We start from the raw sequence: 22,777 nt of genomic DNA, 5'->3' as shown, positions 1-22,777 counted from the left end.
GGGGTCCCGGCGGACCCGGCGGCTCCACGATCCGGCCTCCGGGTGGACGCCCCGGAGGCCGTGGATCGGGCGCCGGTCATCTGCCGTCCCCAGCCTTCAGGTTGGGGAGCGCGTCAAAGGCCGACGCAGGCGAGCGCGCGCCGGTAGGCGAGGGCGCCGGCGGCGTGGTCCTCGATGCGCTGGAACGCCTCGGCGGCCTCCAGCCACCCCTGTGCGGCCATCCTGATCTTGGGCGACCGCTCCAGCCACTCGCCGGCCGCGGCGAGCTCGACCGCCGCCTCCTCGCGCCTGCCGAGCTGCTCGTACGCCTGGCCGAGCACGAGGTGAGCCTCGGCCCGCAGCTCTCCGAGGGACCCCTCCGTCAGGTCCTTCGCGGCCCGGGCGTGCTCGGCGGCCTCCTCAGGGCGGTGCAGCGCCAGCTCGGTGCGGGCCAGGAACACGGAGCAGCGGGCGATGTCCGCCTTGCTCGCCGCGGACTCGCCGAGCTCCCGGTGGGTCCGCGCCAGCAGGTCGCGGGCGGTCTCCAGGTCGTCCGGGCGGACCCGGAGCAGCAGGATCGCGTACGCCAGGCGGAGCCGGGCGAGGTTGCGGGAGTCGCCGTTCTCGCTCTGCACGGCGAGGGCGCGCTCGGCCAGCGCGAGTGACTCGTCACCGCGTCCGGTGAGCTCGGCGATCCTGGCGGCGTTCCAGTTGGCGGCGACCGTCGCGCGGGGTGTGCCGAGCAGGTCGGCGGCGGCGAGCAGCTCGTTGGCGAACTGGGTGGCGCGCAGCAGGTCGCCGCGCACGCCGTACGCGGCGAGCAGGGTCGCGGCGAGCTCGATCAGGTCGTCGGTCCAGGTGGCGCGGTTCATGTCCTTGAGCATCGTCTCGCCCACCTGGACGGCCGGCCCGAGATCGCCCTTCTCGCGGTAACACCGGCAGAGAGCGACGGCGATCGCGACCCGGCGGTCCTCGGGCATCGCCCCGGCCTCGGCGTCGAGCAGGCGGTTCAGGATCGCGATGGCCTCGCCGAGGTGGCCGCACGCCTCGGCGGCGAGCGCATAGCCGAACTCGGCGTCCTGGCGCAGCTGGGAGAGGCCGACCATGCTCTTGTCGTCCAGCAGCTCGCCGAAGCGACGCCTGGCCTCCTCGACCTCGCCGTTGTCCAGGGCGAGCCGTGCGAACCGCAGGCCGAGCTCCAGCTCCTCCATCTGTTCGGCGGTCACGCCATTGATCAGATAAGTGAGCGAGCAATCCAGCTTCTGGGACAGCAGTTCCAAAACGGCCGGAGTAGGCGTTCGCTTACCGCTCTCGATCAAGGAAACATAACTGTCCGAAAGCTCCGGATGTGCCAGTTGAGCTTGGGAAAGACCGCGTTGGCGACGGATCATCTTGATGCGCTGGCCGACTAGATCTTGACTCGTCACGGGCTCCCCCTGCAAGAATGGTGTAAATCAGACGATTTTACGACAGGAGCTGATCATGCGCCGCCGACTCATCGTCTCTGTCCTGGCCGTTCTCTTCTCAACCGGTGTGGTTGTCGCGGCAAATGCTACGGCCGCCAACGCCGCGACGTCTTCCCCCAACTACACGATCAGTGACTGGTGCTGCTGAGTCGTTATCTGATTCAGTCCGCACATCCGTTCGTCTCCCGAGATCATCCCGCCCTCAACGCGAGGAACAGATCCACCCGGTCCGTCATCGAGGAGAGGTCCTTACCGGTCAACTCCTCGATGCGGCGGATCCGATAACGCACGGTGTTGACGTGGACGTGCAGCCGTTCCGCGCACCCGTTCCACGAGCCCGCGCAGTCGAGGAAGGTGGCGAGGGTCAGCACCAGCTCCGCCTGGTGGCGCCGGTCGTATTCGAAGAGCGGGTCGAGCAACCGGCTCGCGAACGACCGGCGCACCCCGTCCGGCACCGTGGCGAGCAGCAACCCGTGCGTATAGATCTCGTCGCTGGTGACGACGCCGCCGCCGCGCATCTCCGCCATCCGCCGGGCGTACCCCGCCTCCTCGGTGCCGCCGCGGATCGCCGAGGCCCCGGCCAGTCCGGCGCTCACTCCCACGGACACGCGAGCACGCGGGAGCCCTGACGCGATCACCGCGACCCGTTCCCGGAGGTCCGCCGCCAGCTCGGCCGCCGTCCCGTGATCCCGCAGCGGTACCAGCGCCACCGCTCCGTCCGCTCCGGCGGCGGCCACCGCGCGCCGGTCGAGCAGCTCCTCCACGGCCTGGCCGCCCAGCGTCGCCGGGTCGGGCGCGTCCGCCGCCCCCTGCCGCGTCACGGTGGCCGCGACCACCGCGTACGGCTCAGCCGCATCGATCCCGCAGGTCATGAGCCTGGCGGAGAGCTCGGCGAGGTCCGCGCGGCCCGATGAGGCCAGGCCGATGAGCTCCTCGGCGAGCCGGCGCTCGACCCGGCGCCCCTCCTCCATGCGGGCACGCTCCATGGCGACGCACGAGGCGAGCTCGTACCCGATCTCGACGTCGAGCTCGCCCCGGCAGGCGAGCACCCAGCCCGCCGCCCGGTGCGCGCGGTCCACCGCGAAGATCGTGAACTGCTCGGCGTCGCCTGCTTCGCCCGCCCGGACGACGTGGGGAAGCCGGGTGGCGCGCAGGTATTCGCCCGCCAGCCGTACGGCCTGCTTCTCCGGAAGGTCGCCCGCGATGACGGAACCGGCGGCGGACAGCACCGCGCCGGTGACCCCCAGCTCACTCGCCATGAGCGCGAAGAGCCGGCCGAGACCCGCGCCCTCGGCCACGGCGGCGACGATCCTGCGGTGGCGGCCGAGCACGCTGCGCAGGTCCCCCGCCCGCGCTCCGGACAGCCGCCGGCTCACGAGATCGGCGATCGCTCCGAACGAGACCTCGACGGGCACCTCGAACAGGGGCAGGCCGCGCTCCCGGCAGGCCTCCACCAGGTCGTCGGGCACCAGGCCGAGACGGGCGTCCCCGGCGCCGAGCGCGACCACCCCGGACGCGACCAGCGCGTCGGCGAACGCCCGGGAGTCGGCGGGGTCCCGGCGCCACATCAAGCCGGTGAGCACGAGATCGCCCTCGGAGACGTACCGGCCGGGATCGGGCAGATCGGTGACCAGCACGCCGCCGATCTCACGGTCCACGCCCCCGGCACCGGTCAGGAGGGCGAGCCGGAGCTCCTCAGCGGCCAGCAGATCCCGCAAAAGCATGCGAATCAGGGTATTTGGAGAAATCTACAATCAGCATCCCCCGCGGCCACGGCGTTTCATCGCGACGGCAATTGGCCCGCGTGACCTGGGCTGATGTACTGCCCGTACTGGATGGCCGGGCCGGAAGGTGGGAGCGACCGTTGAAGACCGAGACCCGACCCAGCATGGGCGTAGGCGCGAGCGCCCCGCGCCCCGACGGCACGCTCAAGGTGACCGGCGAGTTCGCCTACGCCTCCGATCTGTGGCTCGACGGCATGCTCTGGGGCGCGACGCTGCGCAGCCCGCACCCGTCGGCGTGGATCCGGTCGATCGACGTCGGCCCCGCCCTCGCCATGCCGGGCGTGTTCGCGGTGCTGACCCATGAGGACGTGCCCGGCGAGAAGTTCTACGGGCTGGAGCGCAGGGACCAGCCGGTGCTCGCGGTGGACCAGGTGCGCTACCAGGGCGAGCCGGTGGCCGTCGTGGCGGCCGACCACCCCGAGACGGCTCGCCGGGCGGCCGCTGCCGTGGTCGTCGAGTACGAGATCCGCGAGGCCGTCGTGGATCCCCGCCGGGCGGCCTTCGACCCGTCCTGCCCCCGGGTGCATCCCGGGGGCAACGTCGTACGCCACCAGCCCGTCCGGGTCGGGTCGGCCGGACCGGAGGCCCGCACGAGCGACGGTGCCCGCGCCGTGGTGGTCGTCACGGGTGAGTACGAGGTCGGGATGCAGGACCAGGCGTTCCTGGGCCCCGAAGCCGGCCTCGCCGTACCGGCGGACGACGACGGCGTGGACCTCTACATCGCCACCCAGTGGCTGCACGTGGACCAGGACCAGGTCGCGCCGTGCCTCGGGCTGCCGAAGGACAAGGTACGGCTCGCACTGGCCGGCGTCGGCGGCGCGTTCGGCGCCCGCGAGGATCTGTCGATGCAGATCCACGCCTCGATGCTGGCGCTGCGCACCGGCCGGCCCGTGAAGATGGTCTACGGCCGTGAGGAGTCGTTCTTCGGGCACGTCCACCGGCATCCCGCGTGGATGCGCTACGAGCACGGAGCGACCGCCGACGGACGGCTCGTCTACGTCACGGCCGAGATCCTGCTCGACGGCGGCGCCTACTGTTCCTCCTCACCCGCCGTGGTCGGCAATGCCGCCTCGCTCGGCGTCGGGCCGTACGAGGTGGCGAACGTGCGGATCGACGCGTACGGCACCTACACCAACAACCCGCCGTGCGGCGCCATGCGGGGGTTCGGCGCGGTCCAGGCCTGCTACGCGTACGAGTCGCAGATGGACCGGCTCGCGGAGGCCTGCGGCCTCTCCCCGATCGAGATCCGGGTGCGCAACGCCGTCGCGCAGGGGTCCCGGCTGGCCACCGGTCAGCTCATCGACACCCCGGCCCCGCTCGCCGCGATGCTCCGCGAGCTGGAGGCGATGCCCCTTCCCGCACCGCTCCCCGGGCTCCTCCCCGGGCTCACCGGGCTTCCCGAACCGGGTCCCGAACCGGGTCCCGAACCGGGTCCCGAACCGGGTCCCGAACCGGGTCCCGAACCGCCGACCGGATCGTTCCCCGGACCGGCGACGATGGCGGCCGATCTGCGGTTGCTGCCCGGCGGCGTGGCCCAGAGCACCCACGGTGAGGGCGTGCGGCGCGGCATCGGGTACGGCGTCGGCATCAAGAACATCTGTTTCTCGGAGGGCTTCGACGACTACTCGACGGCCCGGGTCCGGGTGGAGCTTCTCGGCGGCGAACCGCATGTGCTCGTGCACACGGCGGCGGCCGAGGTCGGGCAGGGCCTGGTCGCGATCCAGGCGCAGATCGCCCGCACCGAGCTCGGCATCGACCGGGTCACCGTGGCCCCGGCGGACACCTCGGTCGGTTCCGCCGGTTCGTCGTCCGCGTCCCGCCAGTCCTACGTCACCGGCGGCGCGGTCAAGACCGCCTGCGAGGCCGTGCGAGGACACCTGGACAGGCTCCGCGCCAACAACCCCGGGCTCTCGCTCGACGAACTGCTCGACCGGTTCGGGCCCGTCGAGGAGACGCGGGAGTACCGCCATCGGCCGACGTTCCCCATGGACCCGGTCACCGGTCAGGGCGACTCGCACACGCAGCTCGCGTTGTGCGTGCACCGGGCGGTCGTGGACGTGGACGTGGAGCTCGGGCTGGTCAAGGTCGTCGAGCTCGCCGCCGTCCAGGACGTCGGCCGGATCATGAACCCGCTCGCCCTGGAGGGCCAGATCCACGGCGGCACGGCGCAGGGCCTGGGCCTCGCCCTGATGGAGGAGATCCAGGTACGCGACGGAAGGGTGGTGAACCCGTCCTTCACCGACTATCTGATCCCGACCATCCTCGACATGCCGCCGATGCGGCTGTCGATCCTGGAGAACCCCGACCCCAACGCGCCGTACGGCCTGCGCGGGGCCGGGGAGCCGCCCACGCTGTCGTCCACGCCCGCGGTGGCCGCCGCCGTACGCGCGGCGACGGGGCTCGCGCTGCCCCGCGTCCCGATCCGCCCCGAAGACATCGCCTTCGGCCACCCGGCCTGATCCCGGCGCGCCGGGCTTCCGGAGCCGGATGCCCGGTGCCCGGGTGCCGGATTCCGGGTGCCGATCAGATCAGAGGTCGCCGGAGTCGCAGGCGACACCGTCGTGATCGGCGTCGACGTACCAGTAGTACTCCTTGTGGATGCCCTTGGTGTACGGCCCGTAGCCGGCGTCCCTGGCCTCCTTGCAGGTCGCGAAGCGGCCGGATTCGGTCGATCCGCCGCCCTGGGTGACACGGGTCTGCGTCGCCCCGGTGGTGCTCCCGGTCGCGCCGCCGCCGGTCGTGCCCGCACCGCCGCCGGTCGTGTTCCCGGTGGTGCCGGTCGTGTTCCCGGTGGTGCCCGACGGGTCTCCGGTCGTGGTGCCGGGCGTGGTTCCGCCGGTCGTACCGGTTGTGTCGCCGGTTGAATTGCCGATCGTGTTGCCGTTGTTGTCCACCATCGTGTTGCCGGTGGTGCCCGACGGGTCTCCGGTCGTGGTGCCGGGCGTGGTTCCGTCGGTTGTCCCGGTTGTGGTTCCGCCGGGATCTCCGGCACCGCCGGTCGTGCCCGTGTCTCCGGAGGCGCTGCCGAGAAGGCGGGTGATGAGGGCGTCGGCGTCGGCCTTGGTGAAGCCCGCGATGCTGAGGCTGTCCTGGGTGATCTCCTGGGCGACGCGGGGCGCGGCGATCACCTTGTCCCCCACGACGATGGCGAGCTGCTGTTTCACCGTCTCCCGGATCAGCTCGGCGACCTGCTCGCGGGTGGCAGCCGAGAGCACCACGCGGACGGAGTACGTGCCGTCCTGCTCGGTCACCGGCTCGATCTTCTGGACGGTGGTGACCGTGACTCCCGGATCGAGCTGGTAGCAGGTGGTCCCGGCGTCGTCGGGCACCGCTTCGGTTCCCGGGCACGGCGCGGCGCGTACCCCGGTGACCGGCGCGAAGTGGATCGACGTCCGCAGGGTGCGCGGCGGCGTGCGGGACAGCGGAGGGGAGTCCTGGTTGCGGGTCATCAGGACGGCGACCGCGCCGAGCACGCCGGTCATGACGACGACGAGGGCCAGTGCGACGGCGAGGACGATCGTGGTCCCGCGTGTGGCCTGCGGTGGGCCGGGCGGGGCGGCGGGGCCGACCGGAGCGCCAGGAGTGCCAGGAGCGGCCGGAGCGCCTGGAGCGGCCGTATCAGCGTCCGGCGCGCCGCTGGAACCCGGCGGGCTCGCGGGATCCGGCGGGCTCGCGGGATCCGGCGCTGTCGCCGCGGCCACGGCCCCCGTCGCCGACACAGCTGTCGACACCGCCGTCGACACACCCGCAGACGCAGGCGGTGTCGCCGGTGCGGCTTCGGGGCCCTCCGGCCTGCGATCGGGTCCCTGGTCACCTGGAACCGGCGTGTTCTGCATCCCGACCTCGATCCCTGACATCGTCGCAGAGCCTATCGAGCTATGCCATGGCGAGGTAATCGAATGATCAGCAATTTTCCGCAATCACACATGCAGCACAATTTGTGACGAATGACATGCAATTTGTTGCGCATGGTGACCTGCCGCTCGCCTTCCCCGGAACGGACAGTGAAGGCATGAAGGTCGGAGTTCCGCGCGAGATCAAGAGCCACGAGTACCGCGTCGCCCTCACCCCGGCCGGTGCCCACGAGCTGGTACTGCACGGACACGAAGTGCTCGTCGAACGAGGAGCCGGGGCCGGGTCGGCCATCACCGACGACGACTTCGCCGGGGCCGGCGCGGAGATCGTGGACTCTGGCGAGGAGGTCTGGGCCCGCGCCGAACTCGTGCTCAAGGTCAAGGAGCCGGTCCCCCAGGAGTACCACTGGATGCACAAGGGACAGGTGCTGTTCACCTACCTGCATCTGGCCGCCTCGGAGCCGTGCACCCGGGCCGTGCTCAACTCCGGCGTCACCGCCATCGCGTACGAGACCGTCCAGACGGCGACCGGAGCGCTGCCCCTGCTCGCCCCGATGTCCGAGGTCGCGGGACGGCTCGCACCTCAGGTCGGCGCGTACCACCTGATGCGGCAGGGCGGCGGACGCGGGGTACTGATGGGCGGCGTCTCCGGTGTGTACGCCGCGAAGGTGGTGGTGATCGGCGCGGGCGTCTCCGGCATGAACGCCGCCGCGATCGCGCTGGGGATGCAGGCCGAGGTCCTGCTGCTCGATCTGAACATCGACCGGTTGCGCCAGGCGGACATCATTTACCAGGGGCACTGCCAGACCGTGGCGTCCAACGCGTACGAGATCGAGCGGGCGGTGCTGGACGCGGACCTGGTGATCGGCGCGGTGCTGATGCCGGGGGCCAAGGCGCCCACGCTGGTCACCAACGGTCTGGTCTCCAGGATGAAGAGCGGTTCCGTCCTGGTCGACGTCTCGATCGACCAGGGCGGCTGCTTCGAGGACTCCCGGCCGACCACGCACGCGAATCCCGTCTTCCGGGTGCACGACTCGGTGTTCTACTGCGTCACCAACATGCCGGGCGCGGTGCCGCACACCTCGACGTTCGCCCTTACCAACGCGACGGTGCCATACGCGCTGGCGATCGCGGACCTCGGCTGGCGGGAGGCGCTGCTCGCGGACGCCGCGCTGGCCAAGGGGCTCAACGCGCACGAGGGGCACCTGATCAACCAGCCCGTGGCCGAGGCGCACGGGCTGGAGGCGGTGCCCCTGGAGCAGGCGCTCGCTTGACGCGTTGTCCCTGGGGCAGACGCTCGCCTGATCAGGAGGCGGCCGGGCTCGGCGCCTTGGACGGTGCCGCAGACGGCGCCGCAGACGGTTCCGTGGTCGCGCCCGTGGAGGGCTCGGCGGACGGCTGGGCGGAGGCCTCGGCGTGCGGGTCCACCGCGGGGTCGGCCGGCGGCAGCGGCTGATCCGCGGTGGTGCCGATGCCCCGGTCGCAGGCCGATCCGAACTCGGGGGTGTAGGTCGGGTTCTGCTTGTACTTCTTGATGTACACGGGGAGGCGGGGATCGTCGGCCCCGTTGAGGACGAGCTGGTGGTTCCACGAGCTCACCACGACCGGCCCGGGCAGGCCCTCGTACGGGCTGAGGAGCATGAAGTCGCTCGACGCGAGAGACTTCAGCTTGTCCAGGTCGGCCTGCGGCAGATCCGGACGGTAGGTGATCCACACGGCGCCGTGTTCGAGCGAGTGCACGCCGTGCTCATCGTGGATCGGCTTGTCGTAGATGCCGCAGTTCTGCCAGTAGAAGTTGTGCGGGCCTCCGGCCGGCGGGTCCTCCTTGTACGCGACCTTGTCCCAGGTGTGCTCGGATCCCTTGTAGGCGAAGGACTTCACACCGGACAGCGACTTCTGCGAGCGGTCGTTGACGACGTAGAATCCGACGAGGCCGACGAGCACGATGATGACCAGGCCGCCGATCCCCCACATGAACAGCGCGGAGCGCCGCTCCTTGCGTTTCTGCTCCGCACGCATGCGGACGAGGTGCTCGCGCCGTGCCTGCGCTTTGTCCTTGTTCATTCGGTCCTCCAGCAACTGGTCACCAAAGCCCCCGCATTGCGTAGGAGAATAATCGGTTGGCCGACGCGGCCGCCTTCCACGCGAAGCCCCGCCCTAAGTAGCCTGTGGTGCGATGAGCACCGAGACCATTCCCCCGGCCGCCGACCCCGCCTACCCCGCCACCGCCGACGACGACGTGGCGGCGCGGCCGCGCAGGAACGCCTTCCTGCCCGCGTTGATCGGCCTCGTGGTGGTGGCGGCCGGGCTTCTGCTGGTCGTGGGCGGGTCGAGGGCCCCGGGCGACACCTCGCCTGAGGCGGGATTCGCCAGGGACATGGCCACCCATCACGCGCAGGCGGTCGAGATGGCGTTCGCCGTTCGGGACGCGAGCACGGACGGCCCCATCCGGAACCTCGCCTACGACATCATCACCACGCAGTCCACCCAGCGTGGAGTCTTCATGGGCTGGCTCCAGCAGTGGGGGCTCGACCAGGCATCGGACCGCCCGCCGATGGCGTGGATGTCGGGCCACGGCCACGGCGGGGCGACGGCGCAGGGAGCGGCCCAGGGGATGGCACAGGGCGCGATGCCCGGGATGGCCACGCCCGAGGAGATGGATCGGCTGCGCGCCGCCAAGGGCCGGGACGCGGAGATCCTCTTCCTCCAGCTCATGATCCGCCATCACGAGGGTGGCGTGGACATGGCGCGAGGGGTGGTGCGGCTGACGAACCGCCCCGAGGTCCGCGAGCTGGCCCAGCACATCGTCGACGGCCAGACCGCCGAGATCACGCTGATGAAGGACTTCCTCCGTGCGCGCGGCGCGGAGCCGCTTCCGTCGATCCTCACGCCCTGACCCGCACCCGGGCCCCGTACCTGGGCCGCGCTGAGCCGCACCCGGGCCGCGACCTCGGCCGCCCAGGATCACCTCCCGGTACACCGACGAAACGGCCCCTTGGAATCGAGTCGTGTCATAACGCGCGTAAACACGCTCGCCAGGGCAACATGAGGGGAAGTGTCCGGAGGAGAGGCGAACATTGATTGAAGAGCCGGAAAGCCGCCTCGAGGTGAGCATCTCGCCCGAGGTCGAAGCGGGGCAGTACGCCAACTTCGCCTCGGTCTGGCATACCCGTGACGGGTTCATCCTGGACTTCGCGGTGATCACCCGGCCGCCGGCCATCGCGGACGATCCGCAGTCGGGCACGCCGTACGTCAGCGTGCCGACGCGGATCGTCAGCCGGGTCCGGCTGCCCCCAGCCCAGGTCTTCGAGCTGATGAAGGCCCTCGAACAGCAGCTCACGGCCTTCGAGAAGGAGACCGGCCACAAGCTCTGAGCGGCCGGTCTCCTGCGGTCGTGCCAGGCAGGCCGTGCCAGGCAGGCCGTGCCAAGCAGGCCGTGCCAAGCAGGTCGTGCCAAGCAGGCCGTGCCAGGTGGGTCGGTTTAGGCGTGCATCTCGGCGGCGAGCGTGGCCGCGAAGGCGTCCACGTCGGCCTCCGTGGTGTCGAAGGCGCACATCCAGCGCACCTCGACCCTGCCGCCGCCGATCTGCTCGTTCCAGTTGTAGAACCGGAAGCGCTTGCGCAGCCGGTCGGCCGCGTCGGTGGGCAGGATCGCGAACACCGCGTTCGCCTCGACCGGCCGCGGAACCTCCACACCGGGGATGTCCCGCACCGCGTTCGCCAGCCGGGCCGCCATCGCGTTGGCCTGGCGGGCGTTGCGCAGCCACAGGTCGCCGCCGAGGAGCGCCTCGAACTGGACCGAGACGAACCTCATCTTCGAGGCGAGCTGCATGCTCGTCTTCCGGAGGTACGGCAGGCCGCTCACGGCCGCGGGGTTGAGGACGACCACCGCCTCCCCCAGCAGCAGGCCGATCTTGGTGCCGCCGAACGAGAGCACGTCCACCCCGGCGTCGGTGGTGAGCGCGCGCAGCGGCACGTCCAGGGCGGCCGCCGCGTTCGTGATGCGGGAGCCGTCCAGGTGGACGATCATGCCCAGCTCGTGGGCATGATCGCAGATCGCCTTGATCTCGGCGGGCGTGTAGAGCGTGCCCAGCTCGGTGGTGTTGGAGATCGAGACGACCCGCGGCTGCGCCCGGTGCACGTCGCCGAAGCCCCACGCCTGCCGGTCGATCAGCTCCGGTGTGAGCTTGCCGTCCGGGGTCGGCACCGTCAGCAGCTTGAGCCCGCCGGTCACCTCGGGCGCGCCGCCCTCGTCGGTGTTGATGTGCGCGCTCTCCGCGCACACCACGGCCTCCCAGGGGGCGCACATCGAGCGCAGCGAGATGACGTTGGCCGCCGTGCCGTTGAAGACCGGCCACGCCTCGGCCCGCTCACCGAAGTGCCCGCGGAAGATCTCCTGTATCGCCTCCGTGTAGACGTCGTCGCCGTAGGAGATCTGGTGACCTCCGTTCGCGAGGGCGACGGCCTCCAGGATCTCGGGATGCACGCCCGCGTAGTTGTCGCTCGCGAACGTCTTGATCTCGGGATCGTGCCGCCGAACGGCATCCGTGGTCACGAAAGCTCCCCCGTCATCTCACGCTGTTCTCTCACGATTTCCGAAGCCCGCTTCTCAGCCGGCGGTGAGATCGATCCGCTGCCCGTTGACTTCCTCGGGGCGGCGCTCCCACAGGTCGGAAACGGCCTTTGCCAGGGTAGCGACGTCGGTGTACCCCTTGTATGGCCGGTCCGGGTTTGCCGCCCGCATGGCGTCGTTGACCAGGGCCATCACCACGAGGATCGTCGCCGCGGACGTCGTTCCCTTCAGGGCGTCGGCGAGCGCCAGGGTCCAGGCCTCCGCCGCCGCCTTCGCCGTCGCGTACGCCGCGTTGCCCTGGGTGGGCGCCTGCGCCGCCTTGGCCGAGACGATCGCGAACCGCCCGTCGTCGCTGGCGCGCAGCAGCGGCTCGAACGCGAGCGAGACGTGCTGGAGCGTCCGGATCAGCAGGTCGTGCAGCAGGTTCCAGTCGTCGAGCGAGGTCTCGGCGAAGGTCTTCGACCCGCGCCACCCTCCGACGAGGTGGACGATTCCGTCGACCCGCCCGTGCTCCTCGCCGATCCGCGCCGCCAGATCGCGTACGGCCTTCTCGTCCAGGAGGTCGATCGGGAGGCACCCTTCGGCGCCGGTCCGGTCGACGCCGATCACGGTGTCGCCGAGCTCGGCGAACCGGCGGACGACGGCCTGCCCGGCGGGACCACCCGCGCCGGCGACCAGGATCACTCTGCTCATCGATCACTCACTCTCTTGCGGACGGCTCGGGGGGTGGACCGGCTCACGCCCTGATCCCCCGGGTGGACTCGACGACATCGGTGAGCTTACGGCGCAGGGCCTCGTAGAACATGCTCAGGGGGAACTCGTCCGGCAGGACGGCGTCCACGACGGCCTTCGGGAACCCCTCGACCGGCAGCGCGTCCACTCCCTTGTGCCACACCGAGGCGGGGTGCGGCTCGACGTACTCGGCCACGAGCTGGTGCGCGGCGAGCCAGTGGGCGAGCTTGGCCCGGTCGATGCCGTCGCGGTAGAGCTTCTCGACCTCGCCGCGCAGGTCCGCGATGCCGTCGGCGACGCGGTCCCAGTCGACCGTGAGCCGGTTGTCGGTCCACCGCACGATGTCGTTCCTGTGCAGGTACGCGAAGAGCAGCTGGCCGCCGAGCCCGTCGTAGTTGCGCACCCGGTCACCGGTGATCGGGAAGCGGAACAGCCGGTCGAACAGGATCGCGTACTGGACGTACTTGGCCTGCGGCACGCCGGCCGCCTCCAGCTTCACCGCCTCGCCGAACGCGGTCAGGTCGCAGCGCAGCTCCTCCAGGGCGTACAGCCAGTACGGCATCCGCTGCTTGATCATGAAGGGGTCGAACGGCAGGTCGCCGTGGCTGTGCGTCCGGTCGTGGATCAGGTCCCACATCACGAACGTGTCCTGGGCGAGCTGCTGGGAGGCGAGCAGCCGGGCCGCGTCCGGCGGGAGGGCGAGTTTCAGCGTGGTGGCCGCGGCCCGGCTGACCACGCGGAACCTGGCCGCCTCGCGGTCGCAGAAGATGCCGCCCCAGGTGAACGCGGGCGGCGTCCGCCGCACGGCGACGGTCTCGGGGAACAGCACCGCCGAGTTGGTGTCGTAGCCCGAGGTGAAGTCCACGAACGCGATCGGGACGAACATCGGGTTGTCGTAGCCGCCGCGCTCCAGCTCGGCCAGCCACTCCGGCCAGACGGTGCGGATCCAGACGGCCTCGATGTTGCGGTCCAGGTTGCCGTTCTGGGTGTACATCGGGAAGACGACGAGGTGCTCCAGGCCGTCCACGCGCTGGGCGTCGGGGTGGAAGGCGTCGAGCGAGTCGAGGAAGTCGGGCACGCCGAGCCCGTCGGCCACCCACTTGCGGAAGTCGGCGACGACCGCGTCCAGGTACGCGCGGTCGTGCGGGAAGCGCGGCGCGAGCCGTACGACGTGGTCCACGATGTCGCCGACGAGCGCGACGGCGCGGTCGCGGTCGCCGGTCACGGAGCCGTCCTTGGCCTGGAGGCCGCGCAGCTCCTCGACGGCCGTCTTGAGCCCGGCGAACACCGCGGGGTAGTCCCCCCCCTGCTGGTCGGCGGACTGTGCGGATCCGCTCTCCGCGTGGGCCGCCTCGGCGGGGTCGCGGGCCACCCAGGTGACGAGGTTCCCCCAGAGGCGCTCGTGGTCGAAGTCGCCGATCGAGTCGTCGCCGAAGAGGTCGGAGTCGGCGAGCACGACCACCCGTCCCCTGCCGTGCCGTACGGCGAGGGCGAGCGGGCGGCGGGCGGGGTCCGCGGTCCCCGACGTCTCGAACAGCACGGTCGCGCCGGCCGGCGCGACCAGCGTGCCGGAGCGGTAGAAGCACGCCCGCCGGACGCCCGCCAGCAGGTCCTGCCCGGGCTCCCCGGCACCGCCCTTCGCCGGGCCGTTCTCGGCGGAAGCGGCGGGAACGGCGGGCACGGGGCCGGCCAGCGGAGCGCCGAGGACCCACGTCGCGACCTTGTTGTGGCAGTTCGCCGGGTCCTGGACGGTGACGTGCTCGACGCCGACGCCGAAGCGGGCCAGCAGGTCGGCCAGGTTGCTGCCGTACTTCTCCTGCTCGCACTCGGCCAGCACGATCAGCCCGCCGCCGTCGGCGACGTACGCCTCGATCGCGTCCAACTCCTCGACGGGGAAGACGGGGCTGCCGAGGCCGGTGGTCCGCTCCCACAGCTCGGCCGACGGGTGCGCGACGACGAAGACGTCGTGGGCGCTCAGCAGGGACGGCGTGATCGGCCCTTCGGTGTGCGCGGTCACCGCGTGGCCCAGCTCCCGCAGCGTCGCCGCGGCCCTGGCGTAGCTGTTGTCGTCGGGATGCGCCGGGTTCATGGCCTCCGCGATCTCACGGCGGATGGTCCATGCCTCGCTGTGTGCCTCGTCGAACAGGATCGAGGGGAACGTCGTCATGAAATATCTCCCGAATCAGGACCTATCTGCCGAAAAATATACACATAACCATGGCAAAGACCACAAGTCCCCCGAGCGATGGACGGCGAATCACCCCGGCGGCGGACGTACGTAGGGAGGCTCGCGACCTAACGTCCCCGGCGATCGGAAAACGATCGGCACGCACCACCGTGAGGAAAGTCCCATGCTCAAGAACTCGACCAGATTCAGGCGCGTCGCCACGGGCACGCTGCTGATCCTCGCCCCGTTGCTGCAGCTCGTCGCCGTGATCGTCGACCCCGGCACCTGGGGCGACGACCGGGAGGCGGTCAGCTACGGCGACAACCCGGCCCTCGCCCAGCTCCAGTCCGTGCTCTACCACTGGAGCTGGCTGCTGATGGCCGTCGCCGCCTTCGGCCTGCTGCACTTCGTACGGCGCCGCGTCGTCGCGTTCGGCCACATCACGGGTGTGATGGCCATTCTCGGCTACATCAACGCCTCGGCTCTGCTGATGACCGACCCGCCCGAGTGGTGGCTCGGGCAGCACTACCCGCCGGAGGAGGCGGAGCGCATCATGAACGAGATGATGGACCTGCCGCACCTGACCTTCGGCTTCGTGCTCCCTGGAATGGTGGGGCTCGTCTCCCTGCCGCTGCTGCTGACCGCCGTGTGGCGGGCCAAAGCCGTCCACTGGTGGGTGCCGCTCACGGTGGCCGTCGGCTACCTCGCCTCGTTCCCCGTGCCGTACGGCCCGCTCACGATCGCCTTCTGGGGACTGCCCGTCGTCGCCCTCGGCGCGTTCGGCCTGAAGGTGCTGCGGATGGGCGACGACGCGTGGGCGGCGTACTATCCCGCCGCGGCTCCGGGAGTCACCACGCCCGACTCGTATGCGAAGACAACCGCCTGAGCGCGGTCGCGGAGGTTCAGCTTCATGAGCACGCGCGCGACGTGGGTCTTGACCGTGGCCTCTCCGACGAAGAGCTCCCCGGCGATCTCGGCGTTGGTGAGGCCGCGGGCGAGCATCCGCAGCACCTCCAGCTCGCGCGGCGTCAGCTCGGACAGCCGCGGCGGGCGGACCGGCTCGTGCCGCCCGGCGAAGGACGCGATCACCCGGGTGGTCACCGCCGGGTCGAGCAGCCCGTCGCCGCCGGCCACGACCCTGATGGCCTCGACGAGCTGCTCCGGCGGCGACACCTTCAGCAGGAACCCGCTCGTCCCGGCGCGGAGCGCGGCGTACAGGTTCTCGTCGGTGTCGAAGGTCGTCAACATGATGATCTTCGGGGGGCGTGGGGTGTCGAGGAGCTGCCTGGCCGCGGTCAGGCCGTCCATCCGGGGCATCGAGATGTCCATCAGGACGACGTCCGGCTGGTACCGCCGGACGACGGCCACCGCCTCCGCGCCGTCGGCGGCCTCGGCCACGACCTCCATGCCGGGCTCGCTCTCGACGACCATGCGCAGTCCCGCGCGGATCATGGCCTGGTCGTCCGCGACGACGACGCGGATCGGGGAACCCTCGCTCATCACGCGCGCTCGCTCATGGAGACCCCTTGGGAGACGGGAAGCCTGGCGTGGACCCGGAAGCCGCCCCCGGGCAGCGGGCCCGTCTCGAGCGAGCCGCCGAACAGCTCGGCCCGCTCGCGCATGCCGATGAGCCCGTTGCCGGTGGACAGCCCGGCCCCGGCCGCGGACGGGCCGGTCGTGCCATTATCGACGATCTGGAGTTCCACGACGTCGTCGAAGTAGCCGATCGTGATCCGCACATCGGCGTCGCCCGCGTACTTCGCCGCGTTGGTCAGCGCCTCCTGGACGATCCGGTAGGCGGACAGGTCGAGGCCGGGCGGGAGCCGTACCGGCTCGCCCTCGACGGCGAGGTGGACGCGGAGCCCGGACGAGCCGACCGTGGAGATGAGGTTCTCCACCATGTCCAGGCCCGGCTGGGGCAGCGCCTCGTCCTGCGGCATCCGAAGCGCCCCGAGCATGATGCGCAGCTCCTCGACGGCCTCCCTGCCGCTCTGCTCGATGCCGGAGAGGATCTCGTTGTCTCCTCCGAGGGAACGGCGCAGGACTCCGGCCCGCATGACCATCATGCTCACGCTGTGGGCGACGACGTCGTGCAGCTCCCTGGCGATCCGGGTGCGCTCGGCGGCGACCGCCTCGGCGGCCCGGCGCTCGCGCTCCAGCTCCATGCGGGCCGCCCGCTCGGCCATCCGCTGCACGCGCACCTGGTAGCCGCGCAGGGCCAGCCCGGTCAGGTACGCCGAGCCGAAGAGGACGGTGAGGAAGATGACCTCAGCGAGATCCAGCCACCGGTGGTCCACCGCGCCCGAGTCGAAGATGAGGATGCCCGCGACCGCCCAGGACGCGCCCGGTTTCAGCGGCAGGTTCGCTCCGAGCGTGTGGAAGACGATCAGCAGCGAGGCGAGCTGCCAGACGGGACAGCCCTCGTTCCCCTGCCGGTGCCACGCGTACTGCGCGAGCAGCATCAGGATGAAGACCGCGACGGGGAACCTGCGGCGGTAGACGACCAGGACGCCGGTGACGACGGCCTGCGCCACCCACCAGAACTGCGGGTTCTGCGTCGCGCCGTACGACGTCGCGACCGTCAGCGCCTCCAACGTGCCGAGAGCGATCACCGCGCCGCCGATCAGGACGTCGACCCGGGGAAGTGATCGGAAATGGCGGACCATGGGGAGCGCGACCGGGGGCATACCGGGCACATTAATACGCTGCTTCGACGAGGGAAACGGGCCGAGCGGCGCTTCAATCGGATGCCAAACGGACTGCAAGTGAGCGCGTGATCGGCCGCCCACCCCCACCCCAGCGGCTCCGTCGACCGAGTCACCCCCGGCGCCGTTCGCATCGAGTCCAGCACACACGTCTCCATCACGCTGTCCGACGACCGCGGCGTCCTCCAGCAGTTCGTCCGGGAGTACGACACCGACCCCGCCGAGGGCAGCGGGTTCACCGTCACCCCCGAAAGCGGGGACGTCGAATTCACCGTGGACCCGGAGGACGAATGTAACCTGCGTCACATCGAATAATTCCCGCCGCGGTCGGTGAAGTGCGGACGCGAGCGGGATACCTGCGCGATTCCGGAATGTGCTGCTTCGCGGGCTAACGATGAAGCGCCGCAGCGGAGGGCGATGCGCCGAGCAGAAGCCGGATCACCCGTTTTCCTCCCCATCACACATGCGCGGTACCCTGTGTTTTTCCGGGCCACGGACACGAGCCGGCGACAAGCGCAGACCCCATGTGCGGAGAACTGGTCGGCGGCCGTTCACACGAAAGGACCGCCCGTGATCCACGATGCCGGCTCGCGAACCAAACGAGCACCGGTCCCCAATCGTCCAGGATGGCTCATCGCCTCACTGGCGATCCTGGTCACCGCGGGATTGGCGGTTTCGATATACCTCACCATCGACCACTACAGTCAGGAAATATCACTCGTCTGCGCGGAAAACGCGACGGTCGACTGCGCCGCGGTGACGTCGAGCGAATTCTCCACGGTGTTCGGAATCCCGCTCCCGCTGCTGGGGCTGGCGTACTTCATCGGCTTCGGCGCGCTAGTCACTCCGTGGGCATGGCGCTCAGATCACCCGATCATCAGATGGGGGCGGCTCGGCGGCGCGATCGTGGGAGTGCTGTTCGTCGTCTACCTGGTCGCCGCAGAGCTGATCGTCCTGGGCAAGATCTGTCTTTGGTGTACGGCCATCCACGTGATCACCGTCCTGTTGCTCGGCCTCGTCGTACTCGATGAATACCGCCGCATCGGTCAGGAGTCCTGACCGCGGCCAGGCCGAAACCACGGCTTGCGATTTTGCAGGGAGAACGAATGAGTAAGAGCGCCCGGCAGCGATCCGCCAGAGAACGGGTCGCCGAGGAACGCAGGAAGCAGCGGGCACGCGAAAAGCAACGCAAGCTACTGCTGGGCGTGATCGGCGGGCTTGTCGCGGCCTCGGTGGCGGTGGTCGCCGTAGTCGCCGTCCAGGACAAGGCCGGTAAGAGCAGCCAGAAGGCGATCGCGTACACCGGGCCCGCGGTCACCGCCACCCGCCAGGCCGACGGGTCGATTCTCATGGCGAAGGAGGGCGTCACCGGCCCCACCCTGGAGGTTTTCGGGGACTTCCAGTGCCCGGCCTGCCGAAAGCTCGATGAGAGGGCGGGTGACGCGATGAAGAAGGCGGCCTCCGACGGTAAGGCGAGGGTGGTCTACCGGCCGTTCCAGCTCCTCACGGCCCCGGATTTCCCCGAACCGATTCCCTCGGTGTCCCGCCGCGGGGCGAACGCGGCGTTCTGCGCTCCGGCCGACAAGTGGGCCTCGTACGCCAAAACGCTGTACGCCTATCAGCCGGAAGAGGGGAAGAACGGCTTTGAGAACAAGGAACTCCTCAACTGGTCCCGGGATCTCGGCTTCTACAGTCCCGAGTTCGACAAATGCGTGACGGGCATGGAGAAGGCCGACGACATCGCGAAGGCGACCCAGTACGCGAAAGAACAGCAGGTGACGTCCACCCCCACCCTGAAGCTCAACGGTAAGAAACTCGAGAATAAGCAGATGGAGGAGATCTTCGCCGATCCCTCCAGCCTGGAGCGGATACTCGCCACGGCCGCCTCCTAGCGATCCTTGGTCACGATCGGACATTGACCGCCTGAGTCGCCGCGCGGTGGGGGACCCCAGCACACGAGCAGTGCGCTGGGGTCGGCGATGCTGATCGACCACATGGTCAACACCGTGACCTTCAAACCGTGGCCTTCGCGCCGTTGACCTTGTCCCCCGTCACCGCCTCGCGATGGCGCAAGGGGATCCACAGGCCCAGACCGTAGATGCTCAGGCCGAGCAGGACCATGAAGCCGATCATCGGCCACTGGAGCCCCTCGGGCAGGTAGAGCGCGAGGAACCAGCTCCGCTCGGTGATCCCGTTGACCTTGAACACGCCGGCCACGATGCCCTGGGGGAAGAGCGGGATCGCGCCGGTCGACCAGCAGACGATGGAGATGATCCGCTCGCGACGCGGGAGGTCGTCGAACTTCCACCGGCTCCGTCCGCTGCCCGGCGCGGCGGGGGGCCGCTTGCCCGTTCGCATGGTGTGCAGCAGCTCGGGCCCATGGGTGTGCAGCCGTCGCTGGGCGAGCGACCCGAACGACCAGAAGCACAGCACACCGGTCGCCACGCCGACGGCCACACCCACCCAGCCGAACAGCGCGACCGCCACTCCCGCCGGCGCCCCGGTGAGCGCCACCAGGGCCAGTACGGCGTAGGCCTGGCCGGTCAACGCGCCCTCGTCCTCGCTGAAGCGCAGCGGGTTGCCGCCGCGCCGGTGCGGGTCGGTGCCGGGAACGAGCGCGTACACCGACATGAGGACCACGACCCCGGCGCCGCCGCCGAGCAGAGCGGGAGTGAGCGCCAGCACCAGCGGCCACGGGCCCCCGGTCACAGCGGTGAAGGCGAGCCCCAGCGCCACCGCCAGGGGGCCGACCGTCAGCAGCCAGGCCCGCTGCCTGCCCCGCACGTCGGCCCCGTCCGGGCACATCATCGTGAGCCACAACGCGGTGCCGTCCACGCCGTAGACGTTGGCCGACATCGCGGCGGCCATGACGATGAAGATCGGTCCCGCGTAGGGCAGCATGCCGTTCCAGCCGATGAGCAGCGGAGCGGCGGCGAAGAAGACACCGTAGGCGAGGGCGAAGGTCAGCTGGTGGGTCCGCACCAGGTCCCGCGACCAGGTGCGCAGCTCCTTGGCCAGCACGGCGCCGGAAGCGGTCGAGGCCGTCATCGGCCGCCGCCCGCGCGTGGACGGCCTGACCGCGCCCGCGCGCCGGGTGAGCAGGGCCGCCCAGACGGTCAGCAGCAGCGCCACGAGCACCACCATCGCGCCGACCGCGAGGCCCGCGCGCCCCCAGTCGCCGGCGCCCGCGGCCTCCACCGCGGTCAGCCCCCAGCCGGACGGGAGGTAGCGCACCGCCGTGGACGCCCCGGCGGGCAGCCCGCCCGCCTCCCCCAACGCCACCATGAAGACCCAGCACTGGCCGAGGGCGGCCACGATCACACCGTTGATCAGACCGGCGCTGATGGCGCCCACGCGCGAGCGCAGGGCGATGCCCATGACGGCCACCGCGACCCGGGACAGCAAGACGAAGATCGCCAGTTGCAGGACCATCGCGGGCAGGGCCACCAGCGCCGCCGCCGGGCCCTGCCGTACGCCGACGACTACGAGCCCGGTCAGGGCGAGCAGGCTGATCGCGGGCGCGACGCCGACGAAGGCGGACACCAACAGGCCGGTCGCCAGGCGGCGCGGCGGGAGGCCGATGAGGGTGAAGTACTCGGGGCGGAGCGTCTCGTCGCCGCCCCCGGTGAAGACCGGGCCGAAGATCCACCCGAGCATCCAGATCGCGTACGCCGCGGCGAGCAGGTCGGCGTTCACGACCGCCGCGACGATGGTCGCGGCCACCAGGGCCAGGCCGAGCCCGCCGCCGGTCGCGATGAGGCCGCCCTTCTGGCCAGTCATCGAGTGGCGCAGGATGGCGAGCTTCATCGCCACCATGGTCAGCGCGACAGCCACGACAGCTCCTTCGTCCCGACGTCGGACGCGCCGACCAGTTCGACGAAGGTGTCCTCCAGGGAGTGAGCGCCTCTGACCTCGTCCAAGGGGCCCGCCGCGGCCACCCTCCCCTTGTCGATCACGGCGACGTGGTCGCAGAGCTGCTCGACCAGGGCCATGACGTGACTGGACAGCACGATGGACCCGCCGCCCGCCACGAAGCCCCGCAGGATGGTCTTGATCGTGGCCGCCGAGACGGGATCGACGGCCTCGAAGGGCTCGTCGAGCACGAGCAGCCGCGGGGCGTGCAGCAGGGCGATGGCCAGCCCGATCTTCTTGCGCATGCCCGTGGAGTACTCGATCACGAGGGTCTTCTCCGCCTCGTCGAGCTCCAGCACGGACAGCAGCTCGTGGGCGCGTTCGGCGACGACCTCCCTGGGCAGGCCGCGCAGCAGGCCGAGGTAGGTGAGCACCTCGCGGCCGGTCAGCCGTTCCGGCATCGCCAGGCCGTCGGGCAGCACGCCGACCAGCGACTTGGCGTGGGTCGGGTCGGCCCAGACGTCCGAACCGAAGATCCGGGAGCTCCCGCCATCCGGGCGCAGCAGCCCGACGGCCATGGCGAGCGTGGTGGTCTTGCCCGCGCCGTTCTGGCCGACGAGGCCGTAGAAGGAGCCTTGGGGAACCGTCAGGTCGACGTTGTCGACCGCGACCTTGTCCCCGAAGCTCTTGGACAGGCCATTGATCTCTAGCGCTGAGGTCATGAAGCTCTCCGGGGTGCGCGGCGTAGGGGGTGACCGGTTCGCGTACGTGTATCCAGGGTGCGGATCACGAAATTCCATTATTCAGAGGGACACGGCCTCCATAAAGGCAATTAAGTTCATATGACCCGGCTAACCGAGGTGGGTGGCGGTCCAGTGCCGGGCTCCGGCGAGGACGGCCTGATGGACGGCCCGCGCGATCCGGGCGCCCCAAATAGACCTCGGACCGCCGAAGAGCTCCCCCGTGCCGTCGCCCGGGCCGTCTCCCTGTCCACCACCCACGCCACCGTCCCGTACGGCGACGCAGACGGCGTCGGAGGCGGTGCCCGTGCACTGGAATCCGGCCTCGATCAACGCCTGGGTCTTGGCCTCTGTCACGGTCATGACCGCGTTGACCAGCGCCGCGTCGGTGAACGGGACCGGAACCGCCACGATGATGTTGATGGTCCCGGGCGCGGGGAAACCCGACGGCGCGGAGTCGAGCGGGGCCGAATCAAGCTGGGCCGAATCAAGCTGGGCCGGGTCGAGCGAGGCCGGATCAAGCTGGGCCGGGTCGAGCGGGGCCGGGTCGACGAGCGCGGGACGCAGCTCGGGGTCGGTCCTGCCCTCGGGGGAGGCCGCCCATGTCGGTACGCGCAGCCCGACCGTGGCGACCGCCTCCACTCCCCCGTCGGACGCCTGGACGTACCGGTCCACGGACGCCGCGGTGAGCATGCCGACGCCCGCTCCGGCGCCCTCCGGCGCGAGTTCGGCCAGGTGGTCCAGCGGGTCCATCCGCGCGTACGCGCCGATGACCTGGGCGTTCAGCACCCACTCGCGGGGGCCGATGCCACCGCCGAGCATCGCCGATGAGATCATCCGCCAGCCCGGGCCGAACTCCCACAGCAACGACGCGAGCCGCGCTCCGTCCTCGTCCCGGTATCCCAGCGTCATTCTCATGCCCGGA

19 protein-coding genes are annotated in these 22,777 nt (G+C 70.5%); 7 read left to right on the top strand and 12 right to left on the bottom strand.

The genetic code is table 11. The annotated features are described in order from the left end of the window. Positions 1-113 precede the first annotated feature (113 nt). On the bottom strand, positions 114-1,406 hold the full coding sequence (locus QSK17_RS05715; protein ID WP_285703357.1) for a helix-turn-helix domain-containing protein: 1,293 nt from the start codon (positions 1,404-1,406) through the stop codon (positions 114-116). Between the two features lie 230 nt (positions 1,407-1,636). Further along, positions 1,637-3,169, bottom strand: coding sequence for a PucR family transcriptional regulator (locus QSK17_RS05710; protein ID WP_285703356.1), 1,533 nt, complete (start codon positions 3,167-3,169; stop codon positions 1,637-1,639). Positions 3,170-3,333: 164 nt separating this feature from the next. Between QSK17_RS05710 and QSK17_RS05705 the strand changes: the two genes are divergently transcribed. Further along, on the top strand, positions 3,334-5,688 hold the full coding sequence (locus QSK17_RS05705) for a molybdopterin cofactor-binding domain-containing protein (RefSeq protein ID WP_285703710.1): 2,355 nt from the start codon (positions 3,334-3,336) through the stop codon (positions 5,686-5,688). A 69-nt stretch (positions 5,689-5,757) separates the two neighbouring features. Here QSK17_RS05705 and QSK17_RS05700 read toward each other — a convergent pair whose 3' ends face one another. Continuing rightward, on the bottom strand, positions 5,758-6,960 hold the full coding sequence (locus QSK17_RS05700; protein ID WP_285703355.1) for an excalibur calcium-binding domain-containing protein: 1,203 nt from the start codon (positions 6,958-6,960) through the stop codon (positions 5,758-5,760). Positions 6,961-7,241: 281 nt separating this feature from the next. Between QSK17_RS05700 and ald the strand changes: the two genes are divergently transcribed. Beyond that, positions 7,242-8,357: an alanine dehydrogenase gene (gene ald, locus QSK17_RS05695; protein WP_285703354.1), complete on the top strand. Its 1,116-nt coding sequence runs from the start codon at positions 7,242-7,244 to the stop codon at positions 8,355-8,357. 31 nt (positions 8,358-8,388) lie between these two features. Here the strand turns inward: ald and QSK17_RS05690 are convergent, their stop codons facing one another. Then, on the bottom strand, positions 8,389-9,147 hold the full coding sequence (locus QSK17_RS05690) for a thioredoxin-like domain-containing protein (protein WP_285703353.1): 759 nt from the start codon (positions 9,145-9,147) through the stop codon (positions 8,389-8,391). A gap of 112 nt (positions 9,148-9,259) precedes the next feature. On the opposite strand from QSK17_RS05690, the gene QSK17_RS05685 reads away from it, so the two are divergent. Continuing rightward, positions 9,260-9,979: a DUF305 domain-containing protein gene (locus QSK17_RS05685; RefSeq protein WP_285703352.1), complete on the top strand. Its 720-nt coding sequence runs from the start codon at positions 9,260-9,262 to the stop codon at positions 9,977-9,979. A gap of 181 nt (positions 9,980-10,160) precedes the next feature. Further along, the gene (locus tag QSK17_RS05680) at positions 10,161-10,457 is read left to right on the top strand and encodes a DUF3467 domain-containing protein (RefSeq protein ID WP_285703351.1); all 297 of its coding nucleotides are present in this window, start codon (positions 10,161-10,163) and stop codon (positions 10,455-10,457) included. A gap of 107 nt (positions 10,458-10,564) precedes the next feature. On the opposite strand, the gene QSK17_RS05675 is transcribed toward QSK17_RS05680, so the two are convergent. From QSK17_RS05675 to QSK17_RS05665, 3 genes are read right to left on the bottom strand one after another with little or no spacing between them, the layout of a single operon-like run. Next, a complete protein-coding gene (locus QSK17_RS05675) occupies positions 10,565-11,638 on the bottom strand; it encodes a threonine aldolase family protein (RefSeq protein ID WP_285703350.1) in 1,074 nt (357 codons plus the stop codon). A 54-nt stretch (positions 11,639-11,692) separates the two neighbouring features. Beyond that, entirely contained in the window at positions 11,693-12,349 is a 657-nt protein-coding gene (locus tag QSK17_RS05670) for an SDR family NAD(P)-dependent oxidoreductase (protein WP_285703349.1), read from the bottom strand. Between the two features lie 43 nt (positions 12,350-12,392). Further along, positions 12,393-14,555 carry a DUF6421 family protein gene (locus tag QSK17_RS05665; RefSeq protein WP_285703348.1) on the bottom strand — a complete coding sequence of 721 codons (2,163 nt, stop codon included), beginning with the start codon at positions 14,553-14,555 and terminating at the stop codon, positions 12,393-12,395. A 184-nt stretch (positions 14,556-14,739) separates the two neighbouring features. Here QSK17_RS05665 and QSK17_RS05660 point away from each other — a divergent pair, with 184 nt between their 5' ends. Continuing rightward, on the top strand, positions 14,740-15,441 hold the full coding sequence (locus QSK17_RS05660; protein WP_285703346.1) for a hypothetical protein: 702 nt from the start codon (positions 14,740-14,742) through the stop codon (positions 15,439-15,441). Here the strand turns inward: QSK17_RS05660 and QSK17_RS05655 are convergent. Together QSK17_RS05655 and QSK17_RS05650 are read right to left on the bottom strand one after the other, a co-directional pair. Beyond that, positions 15,381-16,055 (bottom strand): response regulator, encoded by a 675-nt coding sequence (locus tag QSK17_RS05655; RefSeq protein ID WP_285703344.1) that lies wholly within the window; start codon positions 16,053-16,055, stop codon positions 15,381-15,383. The genes QSK17_RS05660 and QSK17_RS05655 overlap by 61 nt on opposite strands. Continuing rightward, positions 16,055-17,242: a sensor histidine kinase gene (locus QSK17_RS05650; RefSeq protein WP_285703343.1), complete on the bottom strand. Its 1,188-nt coding sequence runs from the start codon at positions 17,240-17,242 to the stop codon at positions 16,055-16,057. The genes QSK17_RS05655 and QSK17_RS05650 overlap by 1 nt, the downstream gene beginning before the upstream one ends. Positions 17,243-17,677: 435 nt before the next feature. On the opposite strand from QSK17_RS05650, the gene QSK17_RS05645 reads away from it, so the two are divergent. Both QSK17_RS05645 and QSK17_RS05640 read left to right on the top strand, forming a co-directional pair. After that, positions 17,678-18,319 carry a vitamin K epoxide reductase family protein gene (locus QSK17_RS05645; RefSeq protein WP_285703342.1) on the top strand — a complete coding sequence of 214 codons (642 nt, stop codon included), beginning with the start codon at positions 17,678-17,680 and terminating at the stop codon, positions 18,317-18,319. A 47-nt stretch (positions 18,320-18,366) separates the two neighbouring features. Beyond that, positions 18,367-19,152, top strand: coding sequence for a DsbA family protein (locus QSK17_RS05640; RefSeq protein ID WP_285703341.1), 786 nt, complete (start codon positions 18,367-18,369; stop codon positions 19,150-19,152). A 121-nt stretch (positions 19,153-19,273) separates the two neighbouring features. Here the strand turns inward: QSK17_RS05640 and QSK17_RS05635 are convergent, their stop codons facing one another. From QSK17_RS05635 to QSK17_RS05625, 3 genes are all read right to left on the bottom strand, one after another. Further along, positions 19,274-21,094 (bottom strand): hypothetical protein, encoded by a 1,821-nt coding sequence (locus QSK17_RS05635; RefSeq protein WP_285703340.1) that lies wholly within the window; start codon positions 21,092-21,094, stop codon positions 19,274-19,276. Beyond that, complete coding sequence (locus tag QSK17_RS05630) at positions 21,079-21,834, bottom strand: ABC transporter ATP-binding protein (protein WP_285703339.1); 756 nt, start codon at positions 21,832-21,834, stop codon at positions 21,079-21,081. The genes QSK17_RS05635 and QSK17_RS05630 overlap by 16 nt, the downstream gene beginning before the upstream one ends. A gap of 129 nt (positions 21,835-21,963) precedes the next feature. After that, positions 21,964-22,764 (bottom strand): adenosylcobinamide amidohydrolase, encoded by an 801-nt coding sequence (locus tag QSK17_RS05625; protein WP_502889158.1) that lies wholly within the window; start codon positions 22,762-22,764, stop codon positions 21,964-21,966. Positions 22,765-22,777 lie beyond the last annotated feature (13 nt).

Origin of the sequence: Microtetraspora sp. NBRC 16547, assembly GCF_030268965.1 — a bacterium.
Classification (GTDB): Bacteria; Actinomycetota; Actinomycetes; order Streptosporangiales; family Streptosporangiaceae; genus Microtetraspora.
This window is presented reverse-complemented; position numbering and strand designations above follow the sequence as displayed.